Consider the following 21,799-nt stretch of genomic DNA (forward strand, 5'->3'; position numbering starts at 1 on the left):
ACACCCTGGGCCGGTCGCCGGCGGGCCGCTACGGTGGGCTCATGCCCAACATCGCATTGGAACTCGGCAAGCAGGCCACGAGCTTCGGCGTCACCTCCGCCTATGGCGAGCAGCAGGACGTCGACGGTGTGCGCATCGTCCCCGTCGCCCTCGTCTGGGCCGGGTACGGCGGCGGCTCCGACGAGCAGGGGAACGGCGGCGGTGGCGGGGGCGGTTACACCCTTCCGCTCGGCGCCTACATCCGTCGTGGCGACGATCTGCGGTTCGACCCGAACCTCGTCTCGCTCTTGGCCGTCGGCATCCCGTTCGTGTGGGTAGCAGGCCGTGCCCTCAGCCGTGTCATCCGCGCTCTCAAGAAGTAGCGCAGACCCGGTCGACGACGCTCTCACGGCGGCCCTCGGGGCGGTGAGAGCGCATATCGTCGCGGTCGGGGCCGCGAATCCGGTCGTCGCCCTCGACGGCCGTAGCGGGGCGGGGAAGAGCTCTCTGGCCCGACGGCTCGTTGCGGCGTGGCCCGGGCGCGGGCGCGTGCAACTGGTCGCGCTCGACGATGTGTATCCCGGGTGGGACGGGCTCGCCGCCGGCGTCGAGTACGCACGGCAGACGATCCTGTCGCCGCACGCTCGTGGTCTCGTCGGCGTATGGGAGAGATGGGACTGGGAGACCGGCTCGCGCGCGGAGCCGTACGCCGTCGATCCTTCGTTGCCGCTCGTCGTGGAAGGGGCAGGACTCCTGACGCCCGAGGTCGCCCGCCTCGCCGACGTCTCGGTGTGGGTCGATGCGCCGCTCCCGTCGCGCAAGGCGCGCGCCCTCGGGCGAGATGGCGACACCTACCGTCCGCATTGGGCCCGGTGGGCCGCCCAGGAGGACCGCCACCTCGCAGCTCACGACCCGGCGGGCCTCGCCGACCTCGTCCTGTCCATTCCCTGATCATTGGTGGCGAGTGGGGATGCCGGTGAGCGGGAAGAGACGTCTGTGGTTCGCCGCGTTCGCGACGATCGTCGTGGTGGCGTCGATCACCTCTCGGGCGGTTTCAGAGCCTCCCCGCCCGCTCCAGCGCGAGGGGGACAGGTCCGCGGCCGCCTTCGCAGATGAGACGGTGCTCGATCACCTGCGCTCGTTGGTTCGGGTCTCGGACCATCCCTCTCGCGAGGCGGCGGCGTTCCTCGCCCGCGCCGCAACGGAGCTGGGGGACCTCTTCCCGTTCGATCTCGTGCTGCTGTCGCAGAAGGGCGATACCTTCGTGGTGGCTTCGTACCGCTTCGAGGAAGGTTCCGACCTGCTGGGGCTGACGGGCGCCTAATGGGTTCGAGCGTGCCGGGAGTACGTCGTGGCGACGGATCGCGTCACGACGTCCGCCGTCGCCTGCCCGCCAGGGACACCGGAACGGCCCCGCGGGCGCGGCGACTGACGACCTATCGCGTCAGGCCCTGCCGAGGGCGCCGATGAGCCCGTCCAGTCGGTAGCCGATCCAGTCGTACACGCCGAACCGGGGATCATCCGAGTCGTGGTCGTCGTCGTTCTGGATGCCGAGACGGGTCGCCATGACCAGCCGCAGCGCCGAGAGGGTCCGCATCCAGGCGAGCGCCTCCGTTTCGCCGAGGGCCACGGCGATCGCCGCGTCCGGGTCGCTCTCGGGGTCGAGGTCGGCCCCGTCCAGACCGAGCGTGTGCAGCACCGTCGCGACGTCCTGGGATCGGCGCTCCAGGAGGTCCTCGCCCGTGAGGCGGCGGAACTCACGGCTCGCGTCGGCGTCGTCGGGGTAGGCGTCGGGAAGCAGACGCTCGATGGCGGGGTCGGCTTCGGAGCGGGAGTCCGCCAGGAGGTCGCGGAACTGTCCGACGATGCCGGCCAGGTGCAGGGCTTCGAGTCCGCTGATCTCCAGCACGACGATTCGCTCGTTCACGCGGGGTCCTTCCTGAGCGTGGCCCACAGGCCGAAGTCGTGCATCGCCTGCACGTGCGCTTCCATCACCTCGCGGGGACCGCGAGCCACGACCGCGTGACCGTCGTGGTGAACCGCGAGCATGAGTCTGTTCGCGGTGGGGGCGTCGAACCCGAAGTACGTGCGGAAGATGTGCGTGACGTAGCTCATGAGGTTGACGGGGTCGTTCCACACGACCGTCTGCCACGACGCCGGCGGTGCGGCAGCGAGGCTCGTGTCGAGATCGACGTCGAGATCGGGAGTGGCCAGGCCCGCCATCACGCCCACCCCAGCTCGTGCAGGCGCTCGTCGTCGATGCCGTAGAAGTGTGCGATCTCGTGGACCAGAGTGGTGTGGATCTCATCGCGCAGCTGGGTCTCGTCGTCGCACGCGGCGAGGTGAGGCTCGCGGTAGACGATGATCCGGTCGGGGAGTTCGCCGACCCCGTACCTCTCGCGCTCGGTGAGCGCCCAGCCGTCGTACAGGCCGAGCAGATCGAGAGACCCGTCCTCCGGGCGGTCTTCGACGACGAAGATCACGTTGTCCAGACCGTCGACCATGTCGTCGGGCAGCTGGTCCAGCTCATCGATCACGAGCTTCTCGAACGACGCTGCGTCCATCTCGAGCGTCGGGCGCGCGTCGACATCGTCGTTCACGGCGGGCCTCCCGGGGGTCTCGAGCCGTCTGAGGGATGCCGGCGGCTTGCCGTGGCATCCTTCGTCGATTCTACGGCGCGGGGGAGTGCGGGGTTCGGATGACGAAGGCCCGGCGAGCGATGCTCTGCCGGGCCTTCGGGAATGGGGTGGCTAACGGGACTTGAACCCGCGACCCCCGCGACCACAACGCGGTGCTCTACCGACTGAGCTATAGCCACCATGTGCCTGCCGAAGCAGACAACTGAACGATTATGTCATACGTCCAGCGCGAACGACGACACGGCCGTGGCCGAGACGGCCTTGGCCTCTTCGCTCGTCGGACCGGGCTGCGGCACGAAGACCGCTGCACGGTAGTAGGCGAGTTCGCGGATCGATTCGCGAATGTCGGCCAGCGCGCGGTGCCCGCCGTTCTTCGCCGGGGCCTGGAAGTAGGCGCGCGGGTACCAGCGGCGCGACAACTCCTTGATGCTGGACACATCGACATTGCGGTAGTGCAGCCAGCGATCGACCCGCGGCATGTACTTCGCCAAGAACATGCGATCCGTGCCGATCGTGTTGCCCGCGAGGGGGGCTTTGCCCTCGACCGGTGCGAAGCGCTGGATGTACTCGAGGGTCTGGAACTCGGCATCCGCCAGGCTCACACCGTTCGGGATCTCGTCGAGAAGCCCGGAGGAGCGGTGCATCTCGGTGACGAACTCGCCCATGTTGGCGAGAGCGGAGTCGTCGGGCTTGATGACGATCTGGAAGCCCGGGTCGAGCACGTTCAGCTCGAAATCGGTGATGACGACCGCGATCTCGACCAGCTCGTCGACGCCGAGGTCGAGGCCCGTCATCTCGCAGTCGATCCAGACGAGCCGGTCGTTCTCGGAGGCGTTTACCATTCCCACATCCTAGTGAGGGGTTCCGGCACCGGTTCTGGTCCCCCAGACACGATTCGAACGTGTGACCGGCGGATTAGAAGGCCGCTGCTCTATCCACTGAGCTACTGGGGGTCGAACCCAGGATATCGCCCGGTCCCGCCACGCCGCGCCAGCCCCTGGCGCGTCCGTCGGGGCGGCGGTACATTCCGGGCATCGAGAGCAAAGGAGCGCTCATGTCCGAGACAGCGACACGACGAATCTGGGTGGCCTACGGGCCCAACGGAGTCGTGGGCAAGATCCAGAAGGATGCAGACGGCTATCGCGTCCACATGGCGGGTAAAGACGCCCCGTTGGGGGTGTACCCCTCGATGGAGATCGCGAAGAACGCGGTGCACTCCCACCTGAAGCCCGGGAGCGAGCGGCCGGAGTTCCGCGAGCACTGAGGGCGGCCGGCCCGGTCGCGCAGGGCTTTTCCCCGCGCTGACTCAGGCGTTCGCCACGGCGCGCGGACGACTCACGGGCTTCGGCGTGGCGAACAGGGGCAGAGCGAGGTGGACCAGCGGTCCGATGCCCAGGGCGAACACGACGGTACCGATTCCCACGGTGCCGCCGAGGAGCCACCCCAGAGTCAGCACGGATCCCTCGACCCCGAGCCGGCAGGCCCAGATGGGCCAGCCGAAGCGCAGGTTCATGCCCGTCATGAGCCCGTCTCTGGGGCCGGGTCCGAAGTGGGCTCCGATGTAGAGCCCGGATGCCACGGCCACCAGCACGACCCCGGCGACCAGCATGAGCGCCTGGAGCCAGAATGCGTCGGGGTGGGGGAGGAACCCCAGTGCCAGCTGAAGGCTCGTGCCCACCAGCAGGATGTTGGCCACGGTTCCGACACCCGGCTTCTGACGCAGCGGGATCCACAGGAGCAGGACGCCCACTCCGACGATGTTCGTGATCCAGCCGATCCCGATCCCGGTGACGCGGGAGAGGCCCTGCGCGAACACGGTCCAGGGGTCGACGCCCAGGCCGGCGGCGACGGTGACGGCACAGCCGAGGCCGTACAACACGAGTCCGACGAGGAGGCGGGCGATCCGAGAAGGCATGGACAGATCCAATCATGCGATTGGCTTTTGGGAAGGATGCCAATTCGACTATGGTGGCCGCATGGACTCGCGCGTATCGGCTAGGACGCTCGCCTCGTCTCTCGGCGGATGGCGAGGCAAGGGCCCGGCGTACGAGGCCCTCGCCGATGGGGTTCGCCTGCTCTGTCTGGACAACCGGCTCGCTCCCGCCACCGCGCTCCCCGCCGAGCGCGAGCTCGCCGCAGCGCTCGGGGTGAGCCGGACGACGGTGGCGGCCGCCTATCAGAGCCTTCGCGATACCGGGCACATCGAAAGCCTTCGCGGCAGCGGCAGCGTGACCCTGCCCCTGCGCCGCACCGACCCCGGCCGTCACGAGCTCGATGCCGAAACGATCGACCTGCAGCAGGCGAGCCCGGCGGCGTGGCCCGGTCTGCCGGGCGTCATGGCCGAGGTCGTTCAAGACGCCCCCGCGCTCGTCGCGCGGATCGGCTACGACGTCGTCGGCGATCTCGGGCTGCGCCAGGCGATCGCCGAGCACTATCGCGATCGGGGGTTCTCGACCTCGCCCGATCAGATCCTGGTGACCACGGGCGCTCAGAGCGCCATCCATCTGATTGCCTCGGTCCTGCTCCACCGGGCGGATCGGGTCATGATCGAGACTCCCACCTACCCGCACGCCGCCGAAGCCTTCCGCCGTGTCGGCGCCCGCCTCGTGGGGGTGCCCGTCTCGCCCGCTCAGGGGTGGGATCTGGAGCGAGCGGAGCAGACGTTCGCGCGAGCCCTGCCTTCGCTGGCCTATCTCATGCCGGATTTCCACAACCCGACCGGCAGGACGATGACCGCCGCGGAGACCGAGGCGTTTCTCATCGGCGCGCGTTCGGTCGGCACGCTGCTGGTGATCGACGAGACCACCGCCCAGCTGGGCATCGACCGCGCAGTCGGCCCGGCGCCCTTCACGGACGATGAGCGCGTCATCCGTGTCGGATCCCTCGGCAAGACGGTGTGGGGCGGATTGCGTATCGGATGGGTACGCGCGGCGCCCGACATCGTGCGTCGACTGGCGAGTGGTCGCCCCGTGCACGATCTGGGCACCCCCGAGCTCGAACAGGCCGTCGCCGCCCGGCTGATTCCTCGTCTCGGTGAGATCGCGGCGCAGCGTGGGACGCTCCTGCGAGCCGGTCGCGACTGCCTCGTTCCAGAACTGCGGCGGGTGTTCCCCGAGTGGGACGTCCCCGACGTGCACGGCGGCGTGTCGCTGTGGGTGGGGATCGGCGAGCCGCTCAGCACTCCATTGGTCATGTCCGCGCGTGCGCGCGGACTGGCCTTGTCGGCGGGGTCGCGGTTCGCGGTCGAAGGGGGGCATGACCGACGATTGCGCGTCCCGTTCACCGCGGCTCCGTCGACCCTGCAGCGGGCTGTCGCTCTTCTGCGCGAGGCATGGGACGACGTCCGCGGGGGAGGCGCGATTCCCTCGCGCACAGACTTCGCGACCGTGGTGTGAGCCCCGATATGACTTCGCGCGAGGAGCTGCGTCCTGAACCCGGCCCCGGGCCTCAGCGCAGGTAACGGAGGCACTCGACAGCGTCTGCGGAGGACCAGAACTCTCCGAGGCGCCGGAAGCTTCCGGAAGCGGTGTGAAACCGCTCCGCGGCGTATCGCCAGCCCCCGTCGGCGGCGATCGCGCGGATGTGGCCGACCACGATGCCGCGCGGATCGGCGATGCGCCACAGGCCCGCGGCGACATGCGTCGCCGCTCCCCACCCGGCCGGACGCGGGGCCGGAGCGAGATCGTTCCACAGTGCCGTGCTCATGCGACGACGGTAGAACCAACCTCCGACATTGACCGGGGCGAGCGAGTGAGTGCCTCCTCCCCAGGTGAGAAACCGCCCGATCCCTCCACAAAGTTGCGGAACCGCCTCGAAGGACCGGCCCGGTCCGGTCATTCTGGGCCTGGCTCCGGCATCCGTCGGGCACACGGATGCCGGAGCGCACACCACGTCGAGAGGAACCACGAACATGAGCGATCACATCACCCTGGTGGGCAACATCGTCGGAGAACTGGAGCAGCGCTCCACGCGCGGGGGAGGTCCCATCGCGGCGTTCCGCCTCGCAGTCGGAGAGCGCAAGCTCGACCGCGAGCGGGGGGAGTGGGTGGACGGTCACACGAACTACTACAACGTCTCCGCGTTCGGTGACCTGGGGGCACACGCACTGCACTCGCTCAGAAAGGGCCAGCGGGTCGTTCTGACCGGTCGCTTGCGTCTGCGCGAGTGGGAGAACGAGGTCAAACGCGGCATCAGCGCAGACGTGGTGGCCGACGCCATCGGCCATGATCTGCGCTGGGGCACTACGCGCTTCGAGAAGGCGGCCAAAGCGCCGGGATCCCCCGCCGCGACAGGGGATGAGGCGGCGGATCCGTCGGCGGAGGAGGCCTGGGCGATTCCCGGTGGAGCAGACGAGGGTGCACCCGGCCTCGAGATGGCCGGTGCGGGTGCGGCCCCGGCCGACGGCGGTTCGTCGTCGGAGGCGGGGTCGAGCGGTCCGTTCTGACGCGGGTCTTCGAGGCGGCGCGGGGCCGGGGCCACGCACGTCCGCGTGCGGCAGCCAGGAGCAGCGCGGGAGGGTACGTAGACTCGGTCGCGTGTCTCGCCTTCTCGGTCGTCCCCTCGCCGCCCTGACCCTCGTCGCGGTGCTGGGCCTCGCGGGCTGCACCGGCCAGTCGCCCACCCCCGGTCCCGTCGAGACGACGGAACCGTCCGCCTCCGTCGTCGACACGCCTTCTTCGACCCCCACGGCCGCCGCGACGCCGACGCTGGTCGCGGGGGGAACGGCGGCAGAGAACCTGCCGTTCTTCACGCAGGTCGTCCGCGGCGTCTGGTCGGGGCCGAACCAGGTCGCCGGACGCGCCTACATCGACGCCCTGGCGGCGGCGGGCTTCGACAAGGCAGCGATGCAGGTCACTGCCGACCAGACGACCGTCGGCAACCCCGCGGAGAGCATCGAGTTCTCGGTCCGGCTCAGCGACCAGTGTCTCGTCGGCCAAGTCGGTCCCTCGATCGGCAACCCCGTCACCGCGGTGCTGCCTGGCCTGTCGTCCGGCGGGTGCCTGATCGGCCAGACGAGGGCGATCGACTGGTGACGCAGGGCTGACGGCACGTCAGCGGAATGTCCCATCGCCCCTAGACTGAGAGGGTTATGGCGGAATACATCTACTCCATGGTCCGCGCTCGCAAGTCTGTGGGCGACAAGCTGATTCTCGACGACGTCACGATGTCGTTCCTGCCCGGTGCCAAGATCGGCATGGTCGGACCGAACGGTGCGGGTAAGTCGACGATCCTGAAGATCATGGCCGGGCTCGACGTCCCGTCCAACGGAGAAGCGCGGCTCAGCCCGGGCTTCACCGTCGGGATCCTCATGCAGGAGCCCGAGCTCGACGACACCAAGACCGTGCTGGAGAACATCCAGGACGGCGTGGCGATCAAGCCCAAACTCGATCGCTTCAACGAGATCTCGGCCCTCATGGCCGATCCGGACGCCGACTTCGACGCACTCCTCGCCGAGATGGGCACGCTGCAGGAAGAGATCGACGCAGCCGACGGCTGGGATCTCGACTCGCAGCTCGCCCAGGCGATGGACGCCCTGCGCACCCCGCCGGCCGACGCCTCCGTCGTTCCGCTCTCCGGTGGAGAGCGTCGTCGTGTCGCGCTCGCGAAGCTCCTGCTGCAGAAGCCCGACCTGCTGCTTCTCGACGAGCCCACCAACCACCTCGACGCCGAGAGCGTGCTGTGGCTCGAGCAGCACTTGAAGGCTTACAAGGGCGCGGTCATCGCGATCACCCACGACCGGTACTTCCTCGACAACGTCGCGGAGTGGATCGCCGAGGTCGACCGCGGTCACCTGTACCCCTACGAGGGCAACTACTCGACGTACCTCGAGAAGAAGGGTCAGCGCCTCGAGGTCCAGGGCAAGAAGGACGCCAAACTCGCCAAGCGCCTCAAAGAGGAGCTGGAGTGGGTGCGCTCCAACGCCAAGGGCCGCCAGGTCAAGTCGAAGGCGCGCCTGGCTCGTTACGAGGAGATGGCGGCCGAGGCCGAGCGCACGCGCAAGTTGGACTTCGACGAGATCCAGATCCCCGCGGGTCCGCGTCTCGGCGGCATCGTCATCGACGCCAAGAAGCTCGAGAAGAGCTTCGGTGACCGCTCGCTCATCAGCAACCTCAGCTTCAACCTGCCCCCGAACGGCATCGTCGGTGTCATCGGCCCGAACGGTGTGGGAAAGACCACGCTCTTCAAGACGATCGTGGGTCTCGAGCCGCTCGACGGTGGTTCGCTCAAGATCGGCGAAACGGTCAAGATCAGCTACGTCGACCAGTCCCGCGCCGCGATCGACCCCGAGAAGACTCTGTGGGAGGTCGTCTCCGACGGACTCGACATCATCACCGTCGGCAAGACGGAGATCCCGTCGCGCGCCTACGTGTCGAAGTTCGGATTCAAGGGACCCGACCAGCAGAAGAAGGCCGGAGTGCTCTCCGGCGGTGAGCGCAACCGCCTGAACCTCGCCATGACGCTCAAGGAGGGCGGCAACCTGCTGCTCCTCGACGAGCCCACCAACGACCTCGATGTCGAAACCCTGAGCTCGCTCGAGAACGCCCTTCTCGAGTTCCCCGGTTGCGCCGTGGTCATCACGCACGACCGGTGGTTCCTCGACCGCATCGCCACGCACATCCTCGCCTACGAGGGCACCGAGGATCACCCCGACCAGTGGCACTGGTTCGAGGGCAACTTCGAGGCGTACGAGGCCAACAAGATCGAACGCCTCGGCGCCGATGCGGCCAATCCGTCGCGTTCCTCCTACCGCAAGCTCACGCGTGACTGACGATTCCGCCATGAGCACTCCCGACGAGGGTCCGGCCGCTGCCGGGCCCTCGCGGGTGCACGTGCCGATCCACCTCCGGTGGGGCGATCTCGATGCGCTCGGGCATGTCAACAACACCTCGATGCTGAAGCTGCTCGAAGAGGCGCGCCTGCGCGCCTTCTGGTTCAGCGACGGCGAAGGCGAGCCCCTGCCGACGGCGGTGTTCGACATGGACGTGCTCGAGAGCGGCGGCGACCGGGCCACGCTGATCGCGCGTCAAGAGATCGAGTACCTGCGTCCCGTGCCCTACAGCCAGCGTCCCCTCGACGTGCGGATGTGGATCGGTGCGATGGGCGGCTCCAGCGCCGACATCTGCTACGAGGTCTACAGCCCCGTCGGAGACGCCGAGCGCGTTCTCTACGCCCGGGCCACCGCTGTGACGGTGCTCGTCGACACGGCGACCGGTCGGCCGACCCGCTGGACCGAGGCGGAGCGTGCGGCCTGGGCGCCGTACACCGGAGACCCGATCGAGTACCGCCGCCGTTCCTCACGCGGCTGACGCCGACATCGCCCCAGAGCTTCGAGCTCGCCCGCTGTTCTCCATCGGCGATCTCCCGGTTCTCGGCGGGTGCGACGCACCGCCGGCCTCGAGCCTCGCCTCGCGAACGCAGTCGCCGGGGTGCCGGCATCCGGGATCAGTCTCGCGGGACGCGCACCATGACCTCTTGCGCGACACTGGCCAACAGGGCGCCGTCGCGCGTGTAGATCCTGCCCGTCGCGAGACCGCGGCCACCGCGGGCGTTGGGGGACTCCTGCACGTACAGCAACCAGTCGTCGACACGGCCGGGGCGGTGCCACCACATCGCGTGGTCCAGGCTCGCGACCTTGAGCCCGGGGGCGTTCCACGCCACGCCGTGCGCGCGCATGATCGACTCCTGGATCGTGAGGTCGCTCAGGTACGCGAGAGCGGCGCGGTGAACGGCCGGGTCGTCGGTGATCGCCCGACGCAGCTTCATCCACACCGCCTGTCGCGGAACCTGCGGACCGTCCGCAGACGCATACAGCGGCGAGGTCACGTGCCGGACATCGACAGGGCTCTCTGAGAAGATCCGTCGGCTGACCGGGTGCAGGGCGTCGACGTCGAGGACGGGGGCGTCCTCGGGCTGCGGGATGCCGCCGGGCATCGGCTCGAAGTGCTCGAGACCCGGGTCCTCGTCCTGGAACGACGCGATCATCGAGAAGATGGGCACACCCGACTGGAACGCCTGGGTCCGCCGGGTCGAGAAGGAACGACCGTCGTGGATGCGATCGACAGAGAAGGTGATCCCGTCCGTCGGATCCCCGGGGCGAAGGAAGTAGCCGTGCATCGAGTGCACGGATCGCTCGGGCGGGAGGGTTCGCGAGGCGGCCACGACCGTCTGTGCGAGAACTTGTCCGCCATAGACGCGCCCGGTCGGCATGGGCTGCGACACCCCCGTGAAGATGTCTTCGGTCGTGCGCGCTCCCGCGTCGCGCAGGTCGAGCACGGCGAGCAGCGACGCCACGGGATCGATGGCCTCGGACACACTGACTCCCGTTCCGGCGCGATGAACCCGCACCGCTTGATAGTTTAGGGCGGGTGTCCGCGCGCCTGTTGTTCCCCGACCCGCAGGCGGCAGCCGACCTGCTCACTTTCGCCGCCCGAACGATCCGCCTCGGTGACGGCACCGTGCGACTGCGCGCCGACGGGGGAGTACTCGTCGCGACGGCCGCACCGCTCGCCCCGCGGGGGCTGCTCGATGCGACCCCGACGGTCCTGGGCCTTCGCGTGTCGGCCATCGACCCCGAGCTCGAATGCGACGTGGTCGTCGACGCCTCGGCCCTGCTTCCCGCTCCCGACGACGCCTCCGCCGTCGTGCTGCCCGAGACCGCGACGTCTCCCGCCTGGGCCGGCATCTCGCCCCCTCGCGGAGGGTGGGAACAGACGGATGCCGTCGACGCGGCCGTTCTGGCATCCCGAGCCCAGTACGGCGTCGCCGCCGTCGCCGACGCGCTCCCCGCCGACGCGGGTGAAGACGTCGTGCGGCTCGTGCGGGCTCAGGTGTGGGGTCAGCCCGACGACGCTCTCGGCGGACTGCCGCTGGGTACGGCCTTCGCGGCTTTCGCCCTGGGTTTCATCGCCGGGTCCGAAGAAGCCCCCGTGCGTCGCAGCGGCGCCTGGACGCGCGTGAGCCTCGCGCGTGGCCACGTGCTGGTGCGCGGGCCGGTGCGTTCCGGACTCACCGCCGTCCGCGCGACGGGCAGCTGATCCAGCAAGCGCACAGCTGGCGTCATTACGCTGAAGAACAGCAAGGGGAGTACTCCCGTCGCGGCGTATCCGTCATCACGAGTCCACGGTTGGATTCCGGGTACGTCGGTCCGTAAGGGCGGAGGAGACCTTGACGTCGCGGCCGCGTGCCGCCCGTCGAGAGGTTCCTCCATGGTCTCGTTCTCCCGTCTGTTCGATCTCGCTTCCAAGGCTGCGGGCAAGGCCTCGTCGTCGCAGCGCACGCCGGGCGCCGCCGGCGGCAAGGACTGGCGCGACATGGTGCGCTCGGCGGCTGACGCGGTCACGGGCGATCGCCGCACGAATCCCCCGCACGCGGCGGCGCCGAACGGCTATGCCCCGCCCGCGTCGCAGGGCCGTTACGCCCCGCCGGCCTCTTCTCGTACGTCATCCACGCTGTCGACCGAGGACCGCGCGGCAATCGCCCGTTACGACTACCTCGTGCGCACGGCCGAGCCCGATCGGGTGGAGCAGATGCACCGTGAGGCCTTCGCCCGCCTCACCCCGGCCCAACGCGCGCTGGTGAAGGAGCGGATGGATGCCGATCTGGCTCCCCACGAGCGTCCCCGCACCGACGCCGCCGATGATCTCGCGCGCACCGCTGCTCGGGCGGAGGCCGCGCGGCCCGGACGCATGTCGGGGCTGTTGGCCAAGGCCGGGCGCGGAGGCCTCGTCGGTGCCGGCATCGTGGGGGCCGGGGGACTGCTGGCCGCAGTGGCCGGCGGCGCGGTCGTCAGCGCCGTCGCCGGCCCGCTGCTGGCTCAGGCCGGGCAGCTGGGCGTCGACTTCACGGGACTCGCGGAGGGCGTCGACCTGGAGGCCATGGCATCCGGAGTCGATCTCACCTCGCTCGCGGAGGGCACGGGGATCGGCGAGTGGGCGGGAGGCGCACAGGACGCCGTCTCGGGAGCGGGTGAGCAGATCAGCGGCTTCGGTGAGGGGCTGTCCAACCTCGACATCCCCGGATTCGGAGACTTCCTCGGGCGGTGATCAGTCGATCGCGCGGACCGGGAGCCCGGTATCGGGTCGCCCGCCTTGCTGCGGGCCGATACCGCGTGACTCGAAGGTGTTGACCATCGCGTAGGCCGCCCGTTCGAGGTAGTCCCACAGGGGTGCTTCGAACGCGGGCGGCAGGGCGATCTCGTCGACGGCCGTGCGCATGTGCCGCAGCCACCGGTCGCGGGCGTCGGGGTCGACGTGGAAGGGCATATGGCGCATCCGCAGGCGCGGGTGCCCGCGCGTCTCACCGTAGGTGGTCGGGCCACCCCAGTACTGCGCGAGGAACAGGGTCAGCCGCTCGGCTGCAGGGCCGAGGTCCTCCTCGGGGTACATCGGCTTCAGTACCTCGTCCGAGGCGACCCCGCGGTAGAACGCATCGACCAATCGACGGAAGGTGTCCATGCCCCCGACCTGGTCGTAGAAGTTCACAGGCTCGGTCATGTCTGGTCCTTGTCGTCGGCGCGCACGGCCGGGGGCGTGGGCTTGGGCGTGTCGGCTCCGGGGGCGGGAGGCAGGTCCACTACGGCGGTGGGCGTGTCGTCGCGGACGGTCTTCTTCTTCACCTTGGATGTCGAAGTGTCCGCCGCATGATCCTCCACGATCTCGGACACGTCCAGCTTGCTGCGGCGGGGCCGCCAGATGGGCCGGCTCGCGCCGACGGTGACCTGGGTCTCCTTGGTCTTGGGCGGGTGTGCGCCGCGCACGCTCTGTGCGCCCTCGGCGCCTGTCAGAACGATCGAGTTCAGCTGCGGGAGGGCGATGCCCATCGCGTCGATCGCCTTCTTCAGACGCGCGCGCAGCTCTCGGGCCACGTCGTCCTTCGCGCTCGAGCGTGTCTTCATCACGAGCCGGATGACGAGGGCATCGCCGCTGATGGATTCGAGGCCCCAGATCTCGGGCTGCTCGATGATGCGCGAGCGCCACTTCGTCTCTTTCGCCATCGTCTTCGCCGCGGTGAGCATGGCCTTCTCGACGTCGTCGATATCGGCGTCCACGGGCACGGCGAGGTCGATGATGACGCGGGACCAGCCCTGCGACATGTTGCCGATGCGGGTGATCTCGCCGTTGCGGACGTACCAGAGCGTGCCGTTGACGTCGCGGACGTGGGTGATGCGGACGCTGACGAACTCGACAATGCCCGTCGCGAGTCCGAGATCGACGACGTCGCCGATGCCGATTTGGTCTTCGGCGACGATGAAGATCCCGTTGAGGACGTCTTTGACGATGTTCTGCGCGCCGAAGCCGAGACCGGCGCCGATCGCCGCGGTGAGCAGGGTCAGCGAGGCGAGGGCGTTCGGAGCGACGATGCTGGCGATCCAGACGAGGGCGACGATCACGAGGATGACGTTCACGATGTTCTGCAGGATCGTGCCGAGCGTGCGCGTGCGCTGCACGAGGCGCACCGCGTTGAGCGGAGAGCGATCGAGGGCTTGCGTGTCGTCCACACGCGCCTTGCTCTTGGCCCCGTTGACGATGCGATCGACCACGCGCCGAATGATCAGGCGAAGCAGCCAGGCACCCACGGCCACACCCACGATGATCCCGAGGATCTGCAGCAGCGTGCCGCCGAAGCTCAGCAGCTGGCCGCCGATCCAGCCCCACGTGTCCGGGTTGGCGAGATCGCTCGGCGACGTGATCGAGGGCGACGGGGTCGGTTCGGGGTTTTCGGCGAGAACGAACATCGGCTTCAGCCTAACGACGGATGCCTCGGCGCCGGCTGAGCGTCGAGGCATCCGTGTGGACGACGCTCAGGCGTCGCGCGAGCGCAGGGCGACCCACCCCAGCAGCAGCGGGCCCACGACCCAGCCGGCCATCGTGAGGGCGGGCTCGAGGAGGTCTTGGGCACCGGGCTGCGTGAGGGAGCCCGCCGCGCTGACCGGGAGGTACTTGCCGGCCTCGACGACCCACATCCAGTCCGGACCGGCGATCGAGAACAGGCTGAGCATGATCGGCAGGACGAAGAGCACCCCCACGGTCACGGCGATCGCGCCGGCGCCGCTACGCAGCAGGAATCCGAATCCGACGCCCATGAGGGTGAAGCAGGCCATCGACAGCACGCCGAGGGCCAGTGGGACGAGGGAATCGGCCGGGCGCGCCCAATCGATGCTGGTGCCCGACAGGGGAGCGGTGGCCGCGATCGCGACGGCGTAGATGACCACCGTGGTCCCCATCATGGTGAGAGCCACGACGATCGCCTTCGCCAGCAGCACGGCGCCCCGGCGCGGCTGGGCGGTGAGCGTCGACCGGATCATCCCGGTGGAGTACTCCCCGGTCACCACGATCGCGCCCAGGATGCCGGCGACGAGCATCGTGAACTGGGTGGGCGCCAGGATGACGTTGGTTGGCGCCATGCTCCCACCCATGCCGCTGGTGGCCAGGGCGATCAAGAGCGAGATGCCGACGGACAAGGCGGCCGTGACCCCGAGCGACCACCACGTCGAGCGCAGGGTGAGGATCTTGATCGCCTCGCTCCGGAGGAGGTGGGCGAAGCTCAGACGGTGTCCGGTGGTGTGGGTGGCCCGGCGGGGAGCGGCGGCGAGAGCGGTCATGCGATCTCCTTGGTCTTGTACTCGACGGAGTCGTCGGTGAGGGCGAGGTAGGCGTCTTCGAGAGATCCGACGCGCGGGCTGAGCTCGTAGAGGGGGATGCCGTGGGCTGCGGCGATGTCGCCGACGGTCTCGGGGGTGATCCCGGTGATCTGGGCCGCGCCCGGTTCGACGGCCGAGATGGTGGCATCCGGGATCTCGAGGGCGGTGACGAGCTCGCCCAGGCGAGGAGAGCGCACGAGCAGTGTGGTCGTGGTCCAGGTGCGCACGAGTTCGGGCAGGGGCGCGTCGGCGAGCACGCGGCCGCGACCGAGGACGATCACGTGATCCGCGGTCTGCGACATCTCGCTCATCAGGTGGCTCGACAGCAGCACCGTGCGACCCTCGGCGGCGAGGTGCCGCACGAACTGGCGCACCCAGCGCACTCCCTCGGGGTCGAGGCCGTTGACCGGCTCGTCGAGGATGAGCGTGTGCGGGTCGCCGAGCAGGGCCGCTGCGATCCCGAGCCGCTGGCCCATGCCGAGCGAGAATCCGCCTGCGCGCTTTCCGGCGACGGTGCCGATACCGGTGAGCTCGATGACCTCGTCGACGCGCTGCGCACCGATGCCGTGCGTGGCGGCCATCGCGCGAAGGTGGTTGCGCGCCGATCGGCCGGTGTGGACGGCCTTCGCATCCAGCAGCACGCCGACCTCGGTGAGGGGGGAGCGCAGCTGACGGTAGTCCTGGCCGCCCACGGTGACGCGTCCCGCGGTGGGGCGGTCGAGCCCCACGATCATGCGCATCGTCGTCGACTTACCCGCACCGTTCGGTCCGAGGAAGCCGGTCACCCGGCCCGGGGCCACCGTGAACGAGATGCCGTCGACGGCGGTCTTGTCGCCGTATCGCTTGGTGAGGTTCTCTGCAACGATCATGCCTCCACGCTATGAAGCACGCCTCAGCCACCGCGTCCCTCGAAAGGATGACTCGCGCCGTCGCGAGGATGATCCCGAGAACGACGAATGCCCCCTCCCCGGAGGGAGAGGGCATTCGATCGGGGCGGACGCTCAGGCTGCGTCGCGCTCCTGCACGGCCAGCGCGCGCTCGACACCGGCGAGGTTCTCACCGACGAGGCGACGCAGCGCGGGCGCGGCGTCGGCGTTCTGCGACAGCCATGCGCGCGTCGCGTCACGCAGAGCCGTGTTCGCCAGCGCGGCCGGGTACAGCCCCACGATCAGGTAGTTCGCGATCTGGTAGCTGCGCGACTCCCAGATGGGCAGCAGCATCGCGAAGTACGGCTCGACGAAATCGGCGAGCACATCGACCGTCGCCGGGTTCGTGAAGCCGGCAGCCGTAGAGCGAACGATCGTGTTGGGGGCGTCGGTGCGCTCGATGAGCGAGTCCCAGGCCTCCTGCTTCGCCGCGTGCGAGGGCAGCGACGCCTTGGCCATGGCCGCAAACTCGCCGCCCTTGGCGGTGTTGTCGGCGGCGCGGGCTTCGTCGATGTCAGCGGCGGTTGCGGCACCCGCGGAGGCGAGCGACACCAACAGCTGCCACGACAGGTCGGTGTCGATCTCGAGGCCCTCGAGCGTCCTGTCGCCCTCGCGCAGGGCCCGCACCGTCTCGGCGTGCGCCGGGGTGGTGGCGGCCGAGGCGAAGGCGGTGACGAACTGCAGCTGGCTGTCGCTGCCGGCCTCCGCCGCCTGCGCGAGTGCCCAGAGCCCGTCGGCGACGCGCTCGCGCGCGGCCTCGCGGGTCGTCGGGGCGACGTAGGAGTTGGCGGCGAGCTGCAGCTGACCGAGGGTCGTGCGCACGGTGGTCGACTCGGTCTCGGAGCCGATGTTCTGCAGGACGAGGTCGAGGTAGTCGGTCGCGGAGGACTCGGCATCCCGGGTCTGATCCCACGCCGCGCCCCAGACGAGCGAGCGTGCGAGGGGGTCGGAGATGTCCTTCAGGTGCGCGATGGCCGTGGCCAGCGAACGCTCGTCGAGGCGGATCTTCGCGTAGGCGAGGTCGTCATCGTTGAGCAGCACGAGATCGGGGCGACGGATGCCGCGCAGCTCCGCGACCTCGGTACGGTCCCCGTCGACGTCGATCTCGACCCGGTGCACGCGCTCGAGCGCCCCCGCGTCGTTCAGCGAGTAGAAACCGACTCCGAGGCGGTGCGGACGAATCGTCGGGTAGTCCGCCGGGGCGGTCTGCACGATGGCGAAACGCGTGATCGTGCCGTCGGGGCCCTCTTCGATGAGCGGGGCGAGGGTGTTGACGCCCGCCGTCTCGAGCCACTTCTTCGACCAGTCGCCCAGGTCGCGACCGCTGGTGGCCTCGAGCTCGACGAGCAGGTCGCCGACCTCGGTGTTGGACCACTGGTGCTTCTGGAAGTACGCGGCGACACCGGCGAAGAACTGCTCGATGCCCACCCACGCGGCGAGCTGCTTGAGCACCGAACCGCCCTTGGCGTACGTGATGCCGTCGAAGTTCACCTGCACGTCTTCGAGGTCGTTGATCTCGGCGACGACCGGGTGGGTCGAGGGCAGCTGGTCCTGACGGTAGGCCCAGGTCTTCTCCATCGCGTTGAAGGTCGTCCATGCGGCCTCCCACTCGGTGGCCTCGGCGGTGGCGATGGTGGACGCCCACTCGGCGAACGACTCGTTCAGCCAGAGGTCGTTCCACCACTTCATGGTGACCAGGTCGCCGAACCACATGTGCGCGAGCTCATGCAGGATCGTGACGACGCGGCGCTCCTTGACGGCGTCGGTCACCTTGCTGCGGAAGACGTAGGTCTCGGTGAAGGTCACCGCGCCCGCGTTCTCCATCGCGCCGGCATTGAACTCGGGCACGAAGAGCTGGTCGTACTTCGCGAAGGGGTAGGGGAAGCCGAACTTGTCCTCGAAGTAGGCGAATCCCTGACGGGTCTTCTCGAAGACGTAGTCGGCATCCAGGTACTGCCACAGGCTCTTGCGGGCGAACACGCCGAGCGGGATGACGCGGCCGTCGGCGCTGGTGAGCTCGCTGTAGGTGGCCTCATAGGGGCCGGCGACGAGGGCGGTGATGTACGAGGAGATGCGCGGGGTCGCGGGGAAGTCCCAGCGGGCGGTGTCGTCGGACACGGGGACCGGGTCGGGGGTCGGCGAGTTCGAGACGACCTTCCAGCGCGCGGGGGCGGTGACCGAGAAGGTGAACTCGGCCTTGAGGTCGGGCTGCTCGAACACCGTGTACATACGGCGCGAATCGGGCACCTCGAACTGCGAGTAGAGATACACCTCGCCGTCGACGGGGTCGACGAAGCGGTGCAGGCCTTCACCGGTGTTGGTGTACTCGCAGTCGGCCTCGACGACGAGTTCGTTCTGCGCGGCGAGGTCGTCGAGCGCGATGCGCGAATCGGCGAACACCGTGGCGGGGTCGAGCGAACGGCCGTTGAGCGTCACCGAGTGCACCGTGCGCGCGACGAGGTCGATGAAGGTCGACGACCCCTCGGTAGCGGCGAAGGACACGACGGTGCGGGAGGAGAACACCTCTTCACCGCGGGTGAGGTCGAGCTGCACATCGTAGGAATGCGTGTCGACGATCGCGCGGCGCTCCTGCGCTTCGATGCGGGTGAGGTTCTCTCCTGGCACTGGCGTACTCCCGGGGATCTGGGTGGAATTGTCGCGGGTGACGCGGTTGACGTCGCTGACAACCGTATAAGCCTAGTAGCGAGATATCTCGCCTCGCGCTCGTCAGCCAGGTGGGAAGATGTGATCGTGAGCACGACCGACACGGACACCAGCCCTGACACCGTCCTTTACGCGTCGTCCGCCGCAGCGTCCGGACCCAAGTGGGTCGAGACGCCGGTGGCATACGACGGCATCCTCCTCGCCGGCTTCGGCGGGCCCGAGGGCCAAGACGACGTCATCCCGTTCCTGCGCAACGTCACGCGCGGGCGCGGCATCCCCGACGAGCGCCTCGAAGAGGTGGCACACCACTACCGGCACTTCGGCGGCGTGAGCCCGATCAACCAGCACAACCGCGAGCTGAAGGCCGCGCTCGAAGCCGAGATCGCCGAACGCGGCCTGGGTCTTCCGGTCTACTGGGGCAACCGCAACTGGGAGCCGTATCTCGAAGAGGCCGTGACAGAGGCAGCCGAGGCCGGAGACACGACTCTGCTGGCCATCGCGACGAGCGCCTACAGCTCGTTCTCGAGCTGCCGCCAGTACCGCGAGGACTACGCGCGCGTTCTCGAGGCGACCGGCCTCGGCGAGACGGTGACCATCGACAAGGTCCGCCAGTTCTTCGACCACCCCGGCTTCGTCACCACGTTCGTGCGTGGAGTGACGGATGCCGTTTCGGCGTACGTCGCCGACGGAATCGCGCCCGAGAAGATCCGTGTGCTGTTCTCGACGCACTCCATCCCCACCGCCGACGCGCAGCGTTCGGGCCCCCGCGACGTCGACTTCGGCGAGGGCGGGGCCTATGAGGCGCAGCACAAGGCCGTCGCCGCGTTCGTCATGGCCGAGGTGGCCGCCGCCGTCGCCGACGTCGAGTGGGAGCTCGTCTACCAGTCGCGCTCGGGCCCGCCCACGCAGCCCTGGCTCGAGCCCGACGTCAACGACGTCATCGCGGAGCTGCCCGGGCGCGGCGCCGAGGCCGTGGTGATCGTGCCGCTCGGCTTCGTCAGCGACCACATGGAGGTGCTCTGGGACCTCGACACCGAGGCCATGGAGGCGGCCGAAGAAGCCGGTATCCGCGCGGTGCGCACGCCGACTCCGGGCATCGACCCGGCGTACGTCTCGGGCTTGGTCGACCTCGTGGAAGAGCGGCTGAAGGGCACGCCGAAGTCCGAGCGACCGCACCTCACCGACCTCGGTCCCTGGTACGACGTCTGCCGCCCCGGATGCTGCGAGAACATCCGTGCCGGCTTCAAGCCCGTCGCCGCGGGGCTGCGCCCCTGACCATCCTCGACGCCGCCCGTTCCTTTTGAGGAGCGGGCGGCGTCGTCATGTCCGCCCGCGATGTCGGACCCTCTCAATAGACTTGCCGCATGCGTATCCACATCGGCACCGATCACGCCGGTCTCGAGTTCTCCACCCAGATCCAGCACCACCTCGCCGAGCAGGGCCACGAGGTCATCGACCACGGTCCGATCGAGTACGACGCTCTCGACGACTACCCCTCGTTCTGCATCCGCGCAGCTCAGGCGGTCGTCCGCGACCAGGCCGCGGGCGTCGACGCCCTCGGGGTCGTGTTCGGCGGTTCGGGCAACGGCGAGCAGATCGCCGCGAACAAGGTGCTCGGAGTGCGCGCCGCGCTGGTGTGGAACATCTCCACGGCAGAGCTCGCCCGCGAGCACAACGACGCCAACGTCATCTCGATCGGTGCGCGTCAGCACACCTTCGACGAGGCCGCGTCGTTCATCGACCGTTTCATCGCCACCCCCTTCTCGGGCGAAGAGCGCCACGCGCGCCGTATCGGCCAGCTCGCCGCCTACGAGCAGGACGGGGTGCTGTTGCCCGACCCTCGCGCCGGCGAGAAGCCGAACACGATGACCGACGCCAGCGACTCGTTCGACCCCGAGGCAGGCTGATGCCCGAAGGGCATTCCGTCCACCGCATCGCGCGTCAGTTCGAGCGCAACATCGTGGGCCGGACCGTCGCGGCATCCAGTCCTCAGGGGCGTTTCGTCGAGGGTGCTGCGGTGATCGACGGTCGCGAGGCGCTCGAGGTCCGCGCCGTGGCGAAGCAGATGTTCCTCCGGTTCGACGGCGACGTGTGGTTGCGCGTCCATCTCGGCATGTACGGCGCGTGGGACTTCTCGGGTGAGGTGGTCGTCGACGCCACGATCGCGTCGGCCAACGGCCGGATGGGCCACACGAATCAGCGCGGCACCGTGCTCGACGACGAGCCCATCTTGGATGCGGCGGGCGAGAACTCGCTGAGCTCGATCGGGGCCCCGCGGCGTACTCGCGTGCGCATGTCGGAGCAGACGACCGGGCTCGAGGAGCAGACGGAGTGGCCGCCGCCCGTCGTCGGCGCGGTGCGGCTGCGTCTGCTGACCGAGACGACTTGCGCCGACCTGCGCGGACCGACCGCGTGCGCGCTGCAGACGCCCGACGAGGTGGCGGCGACGATCGCCAAGCTCGGGCCCGATCCGCTCGTCGACGACCTCGCCGAGGGCGAGGAGCAGTTCACGGCGACCGTGCGCAAGAAGCCCACGGCCATCGGCCTGCTGCTCATGGACCAGTCCGTCGTCAGCGGGATCGGCAACGTCTACCGCGCCGAGTTGCTCTTCCGCGCACGGCAGAACCCGCACACCCCCGGTCGCGATGTGCCGGAGGAGGTCGTGCGGGGGCTGTGGCGCGATTGGGCCCGACTTCTGCCGATCGGCGTCGAGACCGGTCAGATGATGACGATGGACGACCTCGACCCCGAGGCCTACCGTCGCGCGATGGCCCACCGCGACGACCGGCACTGGGTGTACCACCGGGCGGGGCTGCCCTGCCGGGTGTGCGGGACGACGGTGCTGATGGAGGAGGCCGCGGGGCGCAAGCTCTACTGGTGCCCGAACTGCCAGGCATAGCCGCGTGGGCGTCCGAGTCGTTGAGCCTGTCGTACGGCCGGCTCCCCGCGTT

Annotated in this window: 26 protein-coding genes and 2 tRNA genes; 14 read left to right on the top strand and 14 right to left on the bottom strand. The window is 69.1% G+C overall.

What is annotated here, in order from left to right:
• Positions 1 to 41 precede the first annotated feature (41 nt).
• Genes OVA17_RS13935 through OVA17_RS13945 form a run of 3 tightly spaced genes read left to right on the top strand, consistent with a single transcriptional unit; the run spans position 42 to position 1,303 of the window.
• Positions 42 to 362 carry a hypothetical protein gene (locus OVA17_RS13935; RefSeq protein WP_246078284.1) on the top strand — a complete coding sequence of 107 codons (321 nt, stop codon included), beginning with the start codon at positions 42 to 44 and terminating at the stop codon, positions 360 to 362.
• 43 nt (positions 363 to 405) lie between these two features.
• Positions 406 to 930, top strand: a complete 525-nt coding sequence (locus OVA17_RS13940; RefSeq protein WP_267787131.1) for a hypothetical protein — start codon at positions 406 to 408, stop codon at positions 928 to 930.
• Positions 931 to 955: 25 nt separating this feature from the next.
• The gene (locus OVA17_RS13945; protein ID WP_267787132.1) at positions 956 to 1,303 is read left to right on the top strand and encodes a hypothetical protein; all 348 of its coding nucleotides are present in this window, start codon (positions 956 to 958) and stop codon (positions 1,301 to 1,303) included.
• A gap of 120 nt (positions 1,304 to 1,423) precedes the next feature.
• Here the strand turns inward: OVA17_RS13945 and OVA17_RS13950 are convergent, their stop codons facing one another.
• The 6 genes from OVA17_RS13950 to OVA17_RS13975 form a co-directional block, all read right to left on the bottom strand.
• Positions 1,424 to 1,906 carry a DUF2017 family protein gene (locus tag OVA17_RS13950; RefSeq protein WP_267787133.1) on the bottom strand — a complete coding sequence of 161 codons (483 nt, stop codon included), beginning with the start codon at positions 1,904 to 1,906 and terminating at the stop codon, positions 1,424 to 1,426.
• A complete protein-coding gene (clpS, locus tag OVA17_RS13955; protein ID WP_267787134.1) occupies positions 1,903 to 2,202 on the bottom strand; it encodes an ATP-dependent Clp protease adapter ClpS in 300 nt (99 codons plus the stop codon). Before clpS ends, OVA17_RS13950 begins: the two co-directional genes overlap by 4 nt.
• A complete protein-coding gene (locus tag OVA17_RS13960; RefSeq protein ID WP_267789405.1) occupies positions 2,202 to 2,543 on the bottom strand; it encodes a metallopeptidase family protein in 342 nt (113 codons plus the stop codon). Before OVA17_RS13960 ends, clpS begins: the two co-directional genes overlap by 1 nt.
• Positions 2,544 to 2,721: 178 nt before the next feature.
• Positions 2,722 to 2,797: transfer RNA gene (locus OVA17_RS13965), tRNA-His, on the bottom strand.
• A 36-nt stretch (positions 2,798 to 2,833) separates the two neighbouring features.
• A complete protein-coding gene (orn, locus tag OVA17_RS13970; RefSeq protein WP_267787135.1) occupies positions 2,834 to 3,460 on the bottom strand; it encodes an oligoribonuclease in 627 nt (208 codons plus the stop codon).
• 35 nt (positions 3,461 to 3,495) lie between these two features.
• Positions 3,496 to 3,571: transfer RNA gene (locus OVA17_RS13975), tRNA-Arg, on the bottom strand.
• Between the two features lie 101 nt (positions 3,572 to 3,672).
• Here OVA17_RS13975 and OVA17_RS13980 point away from each other — a divergent pair.
• Positions 3,673 to 3,882 (top strand): methyltransferase, encoded by a 210-nt coding sequence (locus OVA17_RS13980; RefSeq protein WP_210074742.1) that lies wholly within the window; start codon positions 3,673 to 3,675, stop codon positions 3,880 to 3,882.
• 42 nt (positions 3,883 to 3,924) lie between these two features.
• On the opposite strand, the gene OVA17_RS13985 is transcribed toward OVA17_RS13980, so the two are convergent.
• Complete coding sequence (locus OVA17_RS13985; RefSeq protein ID WP_267787136.1) at positions 3,925 to 4,533, bottom strand: YczE/YyaS/YitT family protein; 609 nt, start codon at positions 4,531 to 4,533, stop codon at positions 3,925 to 3,927.
• A 61-nt stretch (positions 4,534 to 4,594) separates the two neighbouring features.
• Here OVA17_RS13985 and OVA17_RS13990 point away from each other — a divergent pair, with 61 nt between their 5' ends.
• On the top strand, positions 4,595 to 6,013 hold the full coding sequence (locus OVA17_RS13990; protein WP_267787137.1) for a PLP-dependent aminotransferase family protein: 1,419 nt from the start codon (positions 4,595 to 4,597) through the stop codon (positions 6,011 to 6,013).
• Positions 6,014 to 6,065: 52 nt separating this feature from the next.
• Here OVA17_RS13990 and OVA17_RS13995 read toward each other — a convergent pair whose 3' ends face one another.
• Positions 6,066 to 6,323, bottom strand: a complete 258-nt coding sequence (locus tag OVA17_RS13995; protein WP_210074748.1) for a hypothetical protein — start codon at positions 6,321 to 6,323, stop codon at positions 6,066 to 6,068.
• Between the two features lie 205 nt (positions 6,324 to 6,528).
• Between OVA17_RS13995 and OVA17_RS14000 the strand changes: the two genes are divergently transcribed.
• From OVA17_RS14000 to OVA17_RS14015, 4 genes are all read left to right on the top strand, one after another.
• Positions 6,529 to 7,062, top strand: a complete 534-nt coding sequence (locus OVA17_RS14000) for a single-stranded DNA-binding protein (RefSeq protein WP_267787138.1) — start codon at positions 6,529 to 6,531, stop codon at positions 7,060 to 7,062.
• 91 nt (positions 7,063 to 7,153) lie between these two features.
• Complete coding sequence (locus OVA17_RS14005; protein ID WP_267787139.1) at positions 7,154 to 7,651, top strand: DUF6993 domain-containing protein; 498 nt, start codon at positions 7,154 to 7,156, stop codon at positions 7,649 to 7,651.
• 56 nt (positions 7,652 to 7,707) lie between these two features.
• Positions 7,708 to 9,387: an energy-dependent translational throttle protein EttA gene (gene ettA, locus OVA17_RS14010; protein ID WP_210074755.1), complete on the top strand. Its 1,680-nt coding sequence runs from the start codon at positions 7,708 to 7,710 to the stop codon at positions 9,385 to 9,387.
• A 10-nt stretch (positions 9,388 to 9,397) separates the two neighbouring features.
• Positions 9,398 to 9,925: an acyl-CoA thioesterase gene (locus OVA17_RS14015; protein WP_267787140.1), complete on the top strand. Its 528-nt coding sequence runs from the start codon at positions 9,398 to 9,400 to the stop codon at positions 9,923 to 9,925.
• A gap of 136 nt (positions 9,926 to 10,061) precedes the next feature.
• On the opposite strand, the gene OVA17_RS14020 is transcribed toward OVA17_RS14015, so the two are convergent.
• Positions 10,062 to 10,931 carry an acyl-CoA thioesterase gene (locus OVA17_RS14020; protein WP_267787141.1) on the bottom strand — a complete coding sequence of 290 codons (870 nt, stop codon included), beginning with the start codon at positions 10,929 to 10,931 and terminating at the stop codon, positions 10,062 to 10,064.
• Between the two features lie 53 nt (positions 10,932 to 10,984).
• On the opposite strand from OVA17_RS14020, the gene OVA17_RS14025 reads away from it, so the two are divergent.
• Both OVA17_RS14025 and OVA17_RS14030 read left to right on the top strand, forming a co-directional pair.
• Positions 10,985 to 11,653 carry a hypothetical protein gene (locus OVA17_RS14025; protein WP_210074759.1) on the top strand — a complete coding sequence of 223 codons (669 nt, stop codon included), beginning with the start codon at positions 10,985 to 10,987 and terminating at the stop codon, positions 11,651 to 11,653.
• A 171-nt stretch (positions 11,654 to 11,824) separates the two neighbouring features.
• On the top strand, positions 11,825 to 12,661 hold the full coding sequence (locus OVA17_RS14030) for a cation-transporting ATPase (protein ID WP_267787142.1): 837 nt from the start codon (positions 11,825 to 11,827) through the stop codon (positions 12,659 to 12,661).
• Here the strand turns inward: OVA17_RS14030 and OVA17_RS14035 are convergent, their stop codons facing one another.
• The 5 genes from OVA17_RS14035 to pepN all read right to left on the bottom strand — a co-directional run bounded on the left by OVA17_RS14035 (position 12,662) and on the right by pepN (position 18,809).
• Positions 12,662 to 13,111 (bottom strand): globin, encoded by a 450-nt coding sequence (locus OVA17_RS14035; RefSeq protein ID WP_267787143.1) that lies wholly within the window; start codon positions 13,109 to 13,111, stop codon positions 12,662 to 12,664.
• Positions 13,108 to 14,352: a mechanosensitive ion channel family protein gene (locus OVA17_RS14040; protein ID WP_267787144.1), complete on the bottom strand. Its 1,245-nt coding sequence runs from the start codon at positions 14,350 to 14,352 to the stop codon at positions 13,108 to 13,110. The genes OVA17_RS14035 and OVA17_RS14040 overlap by 4 nt, the downstream gene beginning before the upstream one ends.
• 66 nt (positions 14,353 to 14,418) lie before the next feature.
• On the bottom strand, positions 14,419 to 15,219 hold the full coding sequence (locus OVA17_RS14045) for an ABC transporter permease subunit (protein WP_267787145.1): 801 nt from the start codon (positions 15,217 to 15,219) through the stop codon (positions 14,419 to 14,421).
• A complete protein-coding gene (locus tag OVA17_RS14050) occupies positions 15,216 to 16,127 on the bottom strand; it encodes an ABC transporter ATP-binding protein (RefSeq protein ID WP_267787146.1) in 912 nt (303 codons plus the stop codon). The genes OVA17_RS14045 and OVA17_RS14050 overlap by 4 nt, the downstream gene beginning before the upstream one ends.
• A 132-nt stretch (positions 16,128 to 16,259) precedes the next feature.
• A complete protein-coding gene (gene pepN / locus OVA17_RS14055; RefSeq protein WP_267787147.1) occupies positions 16,260 to 18,809 on the bottom strand; it encodes an aminopeptidase N in 2,550 nt (849 codons plus the stop codon).
• 126 nt (positions 18,810 to 18,935) lie between these two features.
• Here pepN and OVA17_RS14060 point away from each other — a divergent pair, with 126 nt between their 5' ends.
• From OVA17_RS14060 to OVA17_RS14070, 3 genes are all read left to right on the top strand, one after another.
• Entirely contained in the window at positions 18,936 to 20,123 is a 1,188-nt protein-coding gene (locus OVA17_RS14060) for a ferrochelatase (protein WP_210074771.1), read from the top strand.
• 89 nt (positions 20,124 to 20,212) lie between these two features.
• Positions 20,213 to 20,755, top strand: a complete 543-nt coding sequence (locus OVA17_RS14065) for a ribose-5-phosphate isomerase (RefSeq protein ID WP_210074773.1) — start codon at positions 20,213 to 20,215, stop codon at positions 20,753 to 20,755.
• Positions 20,755 to 21,747, top strand: a complete 993-nt coding sequence (locus OVA17_RS14070) for an Fpg/Nei family DNA glycosylase (RefSeq protein ID WP_267787148.1) — start codon at positions 20,755 to 20,757, stop codon at positions 21,745 to 21,747. The genes OVA17_RS14065 and OVA17_RS14070 overlap by 1 nt, the downstream gene beginning before the upstream one ends.
• The last annotated feature ends 52 nt before the right edge of the window (positions 21,748 to 21,799 follow it).

The organism is Microbacterium sp. SL75 (genome assembly GCF_026625865.1).
Classification (GTDB): Bacteria; Actinomycetota; Actinomycetes; order Actinomycetales; family Microbacteriaceae; genus Microbacterium.

Excerpts from the sequence above, each read along its gene's own strand:
- OVA17_RS13935 (WP_246078284.1), top strand. The coding sequence starts at position 42 with ATGCCCAACATCGCATTGGAACTCGGCAAGCAGGCCACGAGCTTCGGC.
- OVA17_RS14050 (WP_267787146.1), bottom strand. The coding sequence starts at position 16,127 with ATGATCGTTGCAGAGAACCTCACCAAGCGATACGGCGACAAGACCGCC.
- ettA (WP_210074755.1), top strand. The coding sequence starts at position 7,708 with ATGGCGGAATACATCTACTCCATGGTCCGCGCTCGCAAGTCTGTGGGC.
- OVA17_RS14065 (WP_210074773.1), top strand. The coding sequence starts at position 20,213 with ATGCGTATCCACATCGGCACCGATCACGCCGGTCTCGAGTTCTCCACC.
- OVA17_RS14035 (WP_267787143.1), bottom strand. The coding sequence starts at position 13,111 with ATGACCGAGCCTGTGAACTTCTACGACCAGGTCGGGGGCATGGACACC.
- orn (WP_267787135.1), bottom strand. The coding sequence starts at position 3,460 with ATGGTAAACGCCTCCGAGAACGACCGGCTCGTCTGGATCGACTGCGAG.
- OVA17_RS13985 (WP_267787136.1), bottom strand. The coding sequence starts at position 4,533 with ATGCCTTCTCGGATCGCCCGCCTCCTCGTCGGACTCGTGTTGTACGGC.
- OVA17_RS14070 (WP_267787148.1), top strand. The coding sequence starts at position 20,755 with ATGCCCGAAGGGCATTCCGTCCACCGCATCGCGCGTCAGTTCGAGCGC.
- OVA17_RS14015 (WP_267787140.1), top strand. The coding sequence starts at position 9,398 with ATGAGCACTCCCGACGAGGGTCCGGCCGCTGCCGGGCCCTCGCGGGTG.
- clpS (WP_267787134.1), bottom strand. The coding sequence starts at position 2,202 with ATGGCGGGCCTGGCCACTCCCGATCTCGACGTCGATCTCGACACGAGC.
- OVA17_RS13980 (WP_210074742.1), top strand. The coding sequence starts at position 3,673 with ATGTCCGAGACAGCGACACGACGAATCTGGGTGGCCTACGGGCCCAAC.
- OVA17_RS14000 (WP_267787138.1), top strand. The coding sequence starts at position 6,529 with ATGAGCGATCACATCACCCTGGTGGGCAACATCGTCGGAGAACTGGAG.
- OVA17_RS14045 (WP_267787145.1), bottom strand. The coding sequence starts at position 15,219 with ATGACCGCTCTCGCCGCCGCTCCCCGCCGGGCCACCCACACCACCGGA.
- OVA17_RS13995 (WP_210074748.1), bottom strand. The coding sequence starts at position 6,323 with ATGAGCACGGCACTGTGGAACGATCTCGCTCCGGCCCCGCGTCCGGCC.
- OVA17_RS13960 (WP_267789405.1), bottom strand. The coding sequence starts at position 2,543 with ATGGACGCAGCGTCGTTCGAGAAGCTCGTGATCGATGAGCTGGACCAG.
- OVA17_RS13990 (WP_267787137.1), top strand. The coding sequence starts at position 4,595 with ATGGACTCGCGCGTATCGGCTAGGACGCTCGCCTCGTCTCTCGGCGGA.
- OVA17_RS14030 (WP_267787142.1), top strand. The coding sequence starts at position 11,825 with ATGGTCTCGTTCTCCCGTCTGTTCGATCTCGCTTCCAAGGCTGCGGGC.
- OVA17_RS14040 (WP_267787144.1), bottom strand. The coding sequence starts at position 14,352 with ATGTTCGTTCTCGCCGAAAACCCCGAACCGACCCCGTCGCCCTCGATC.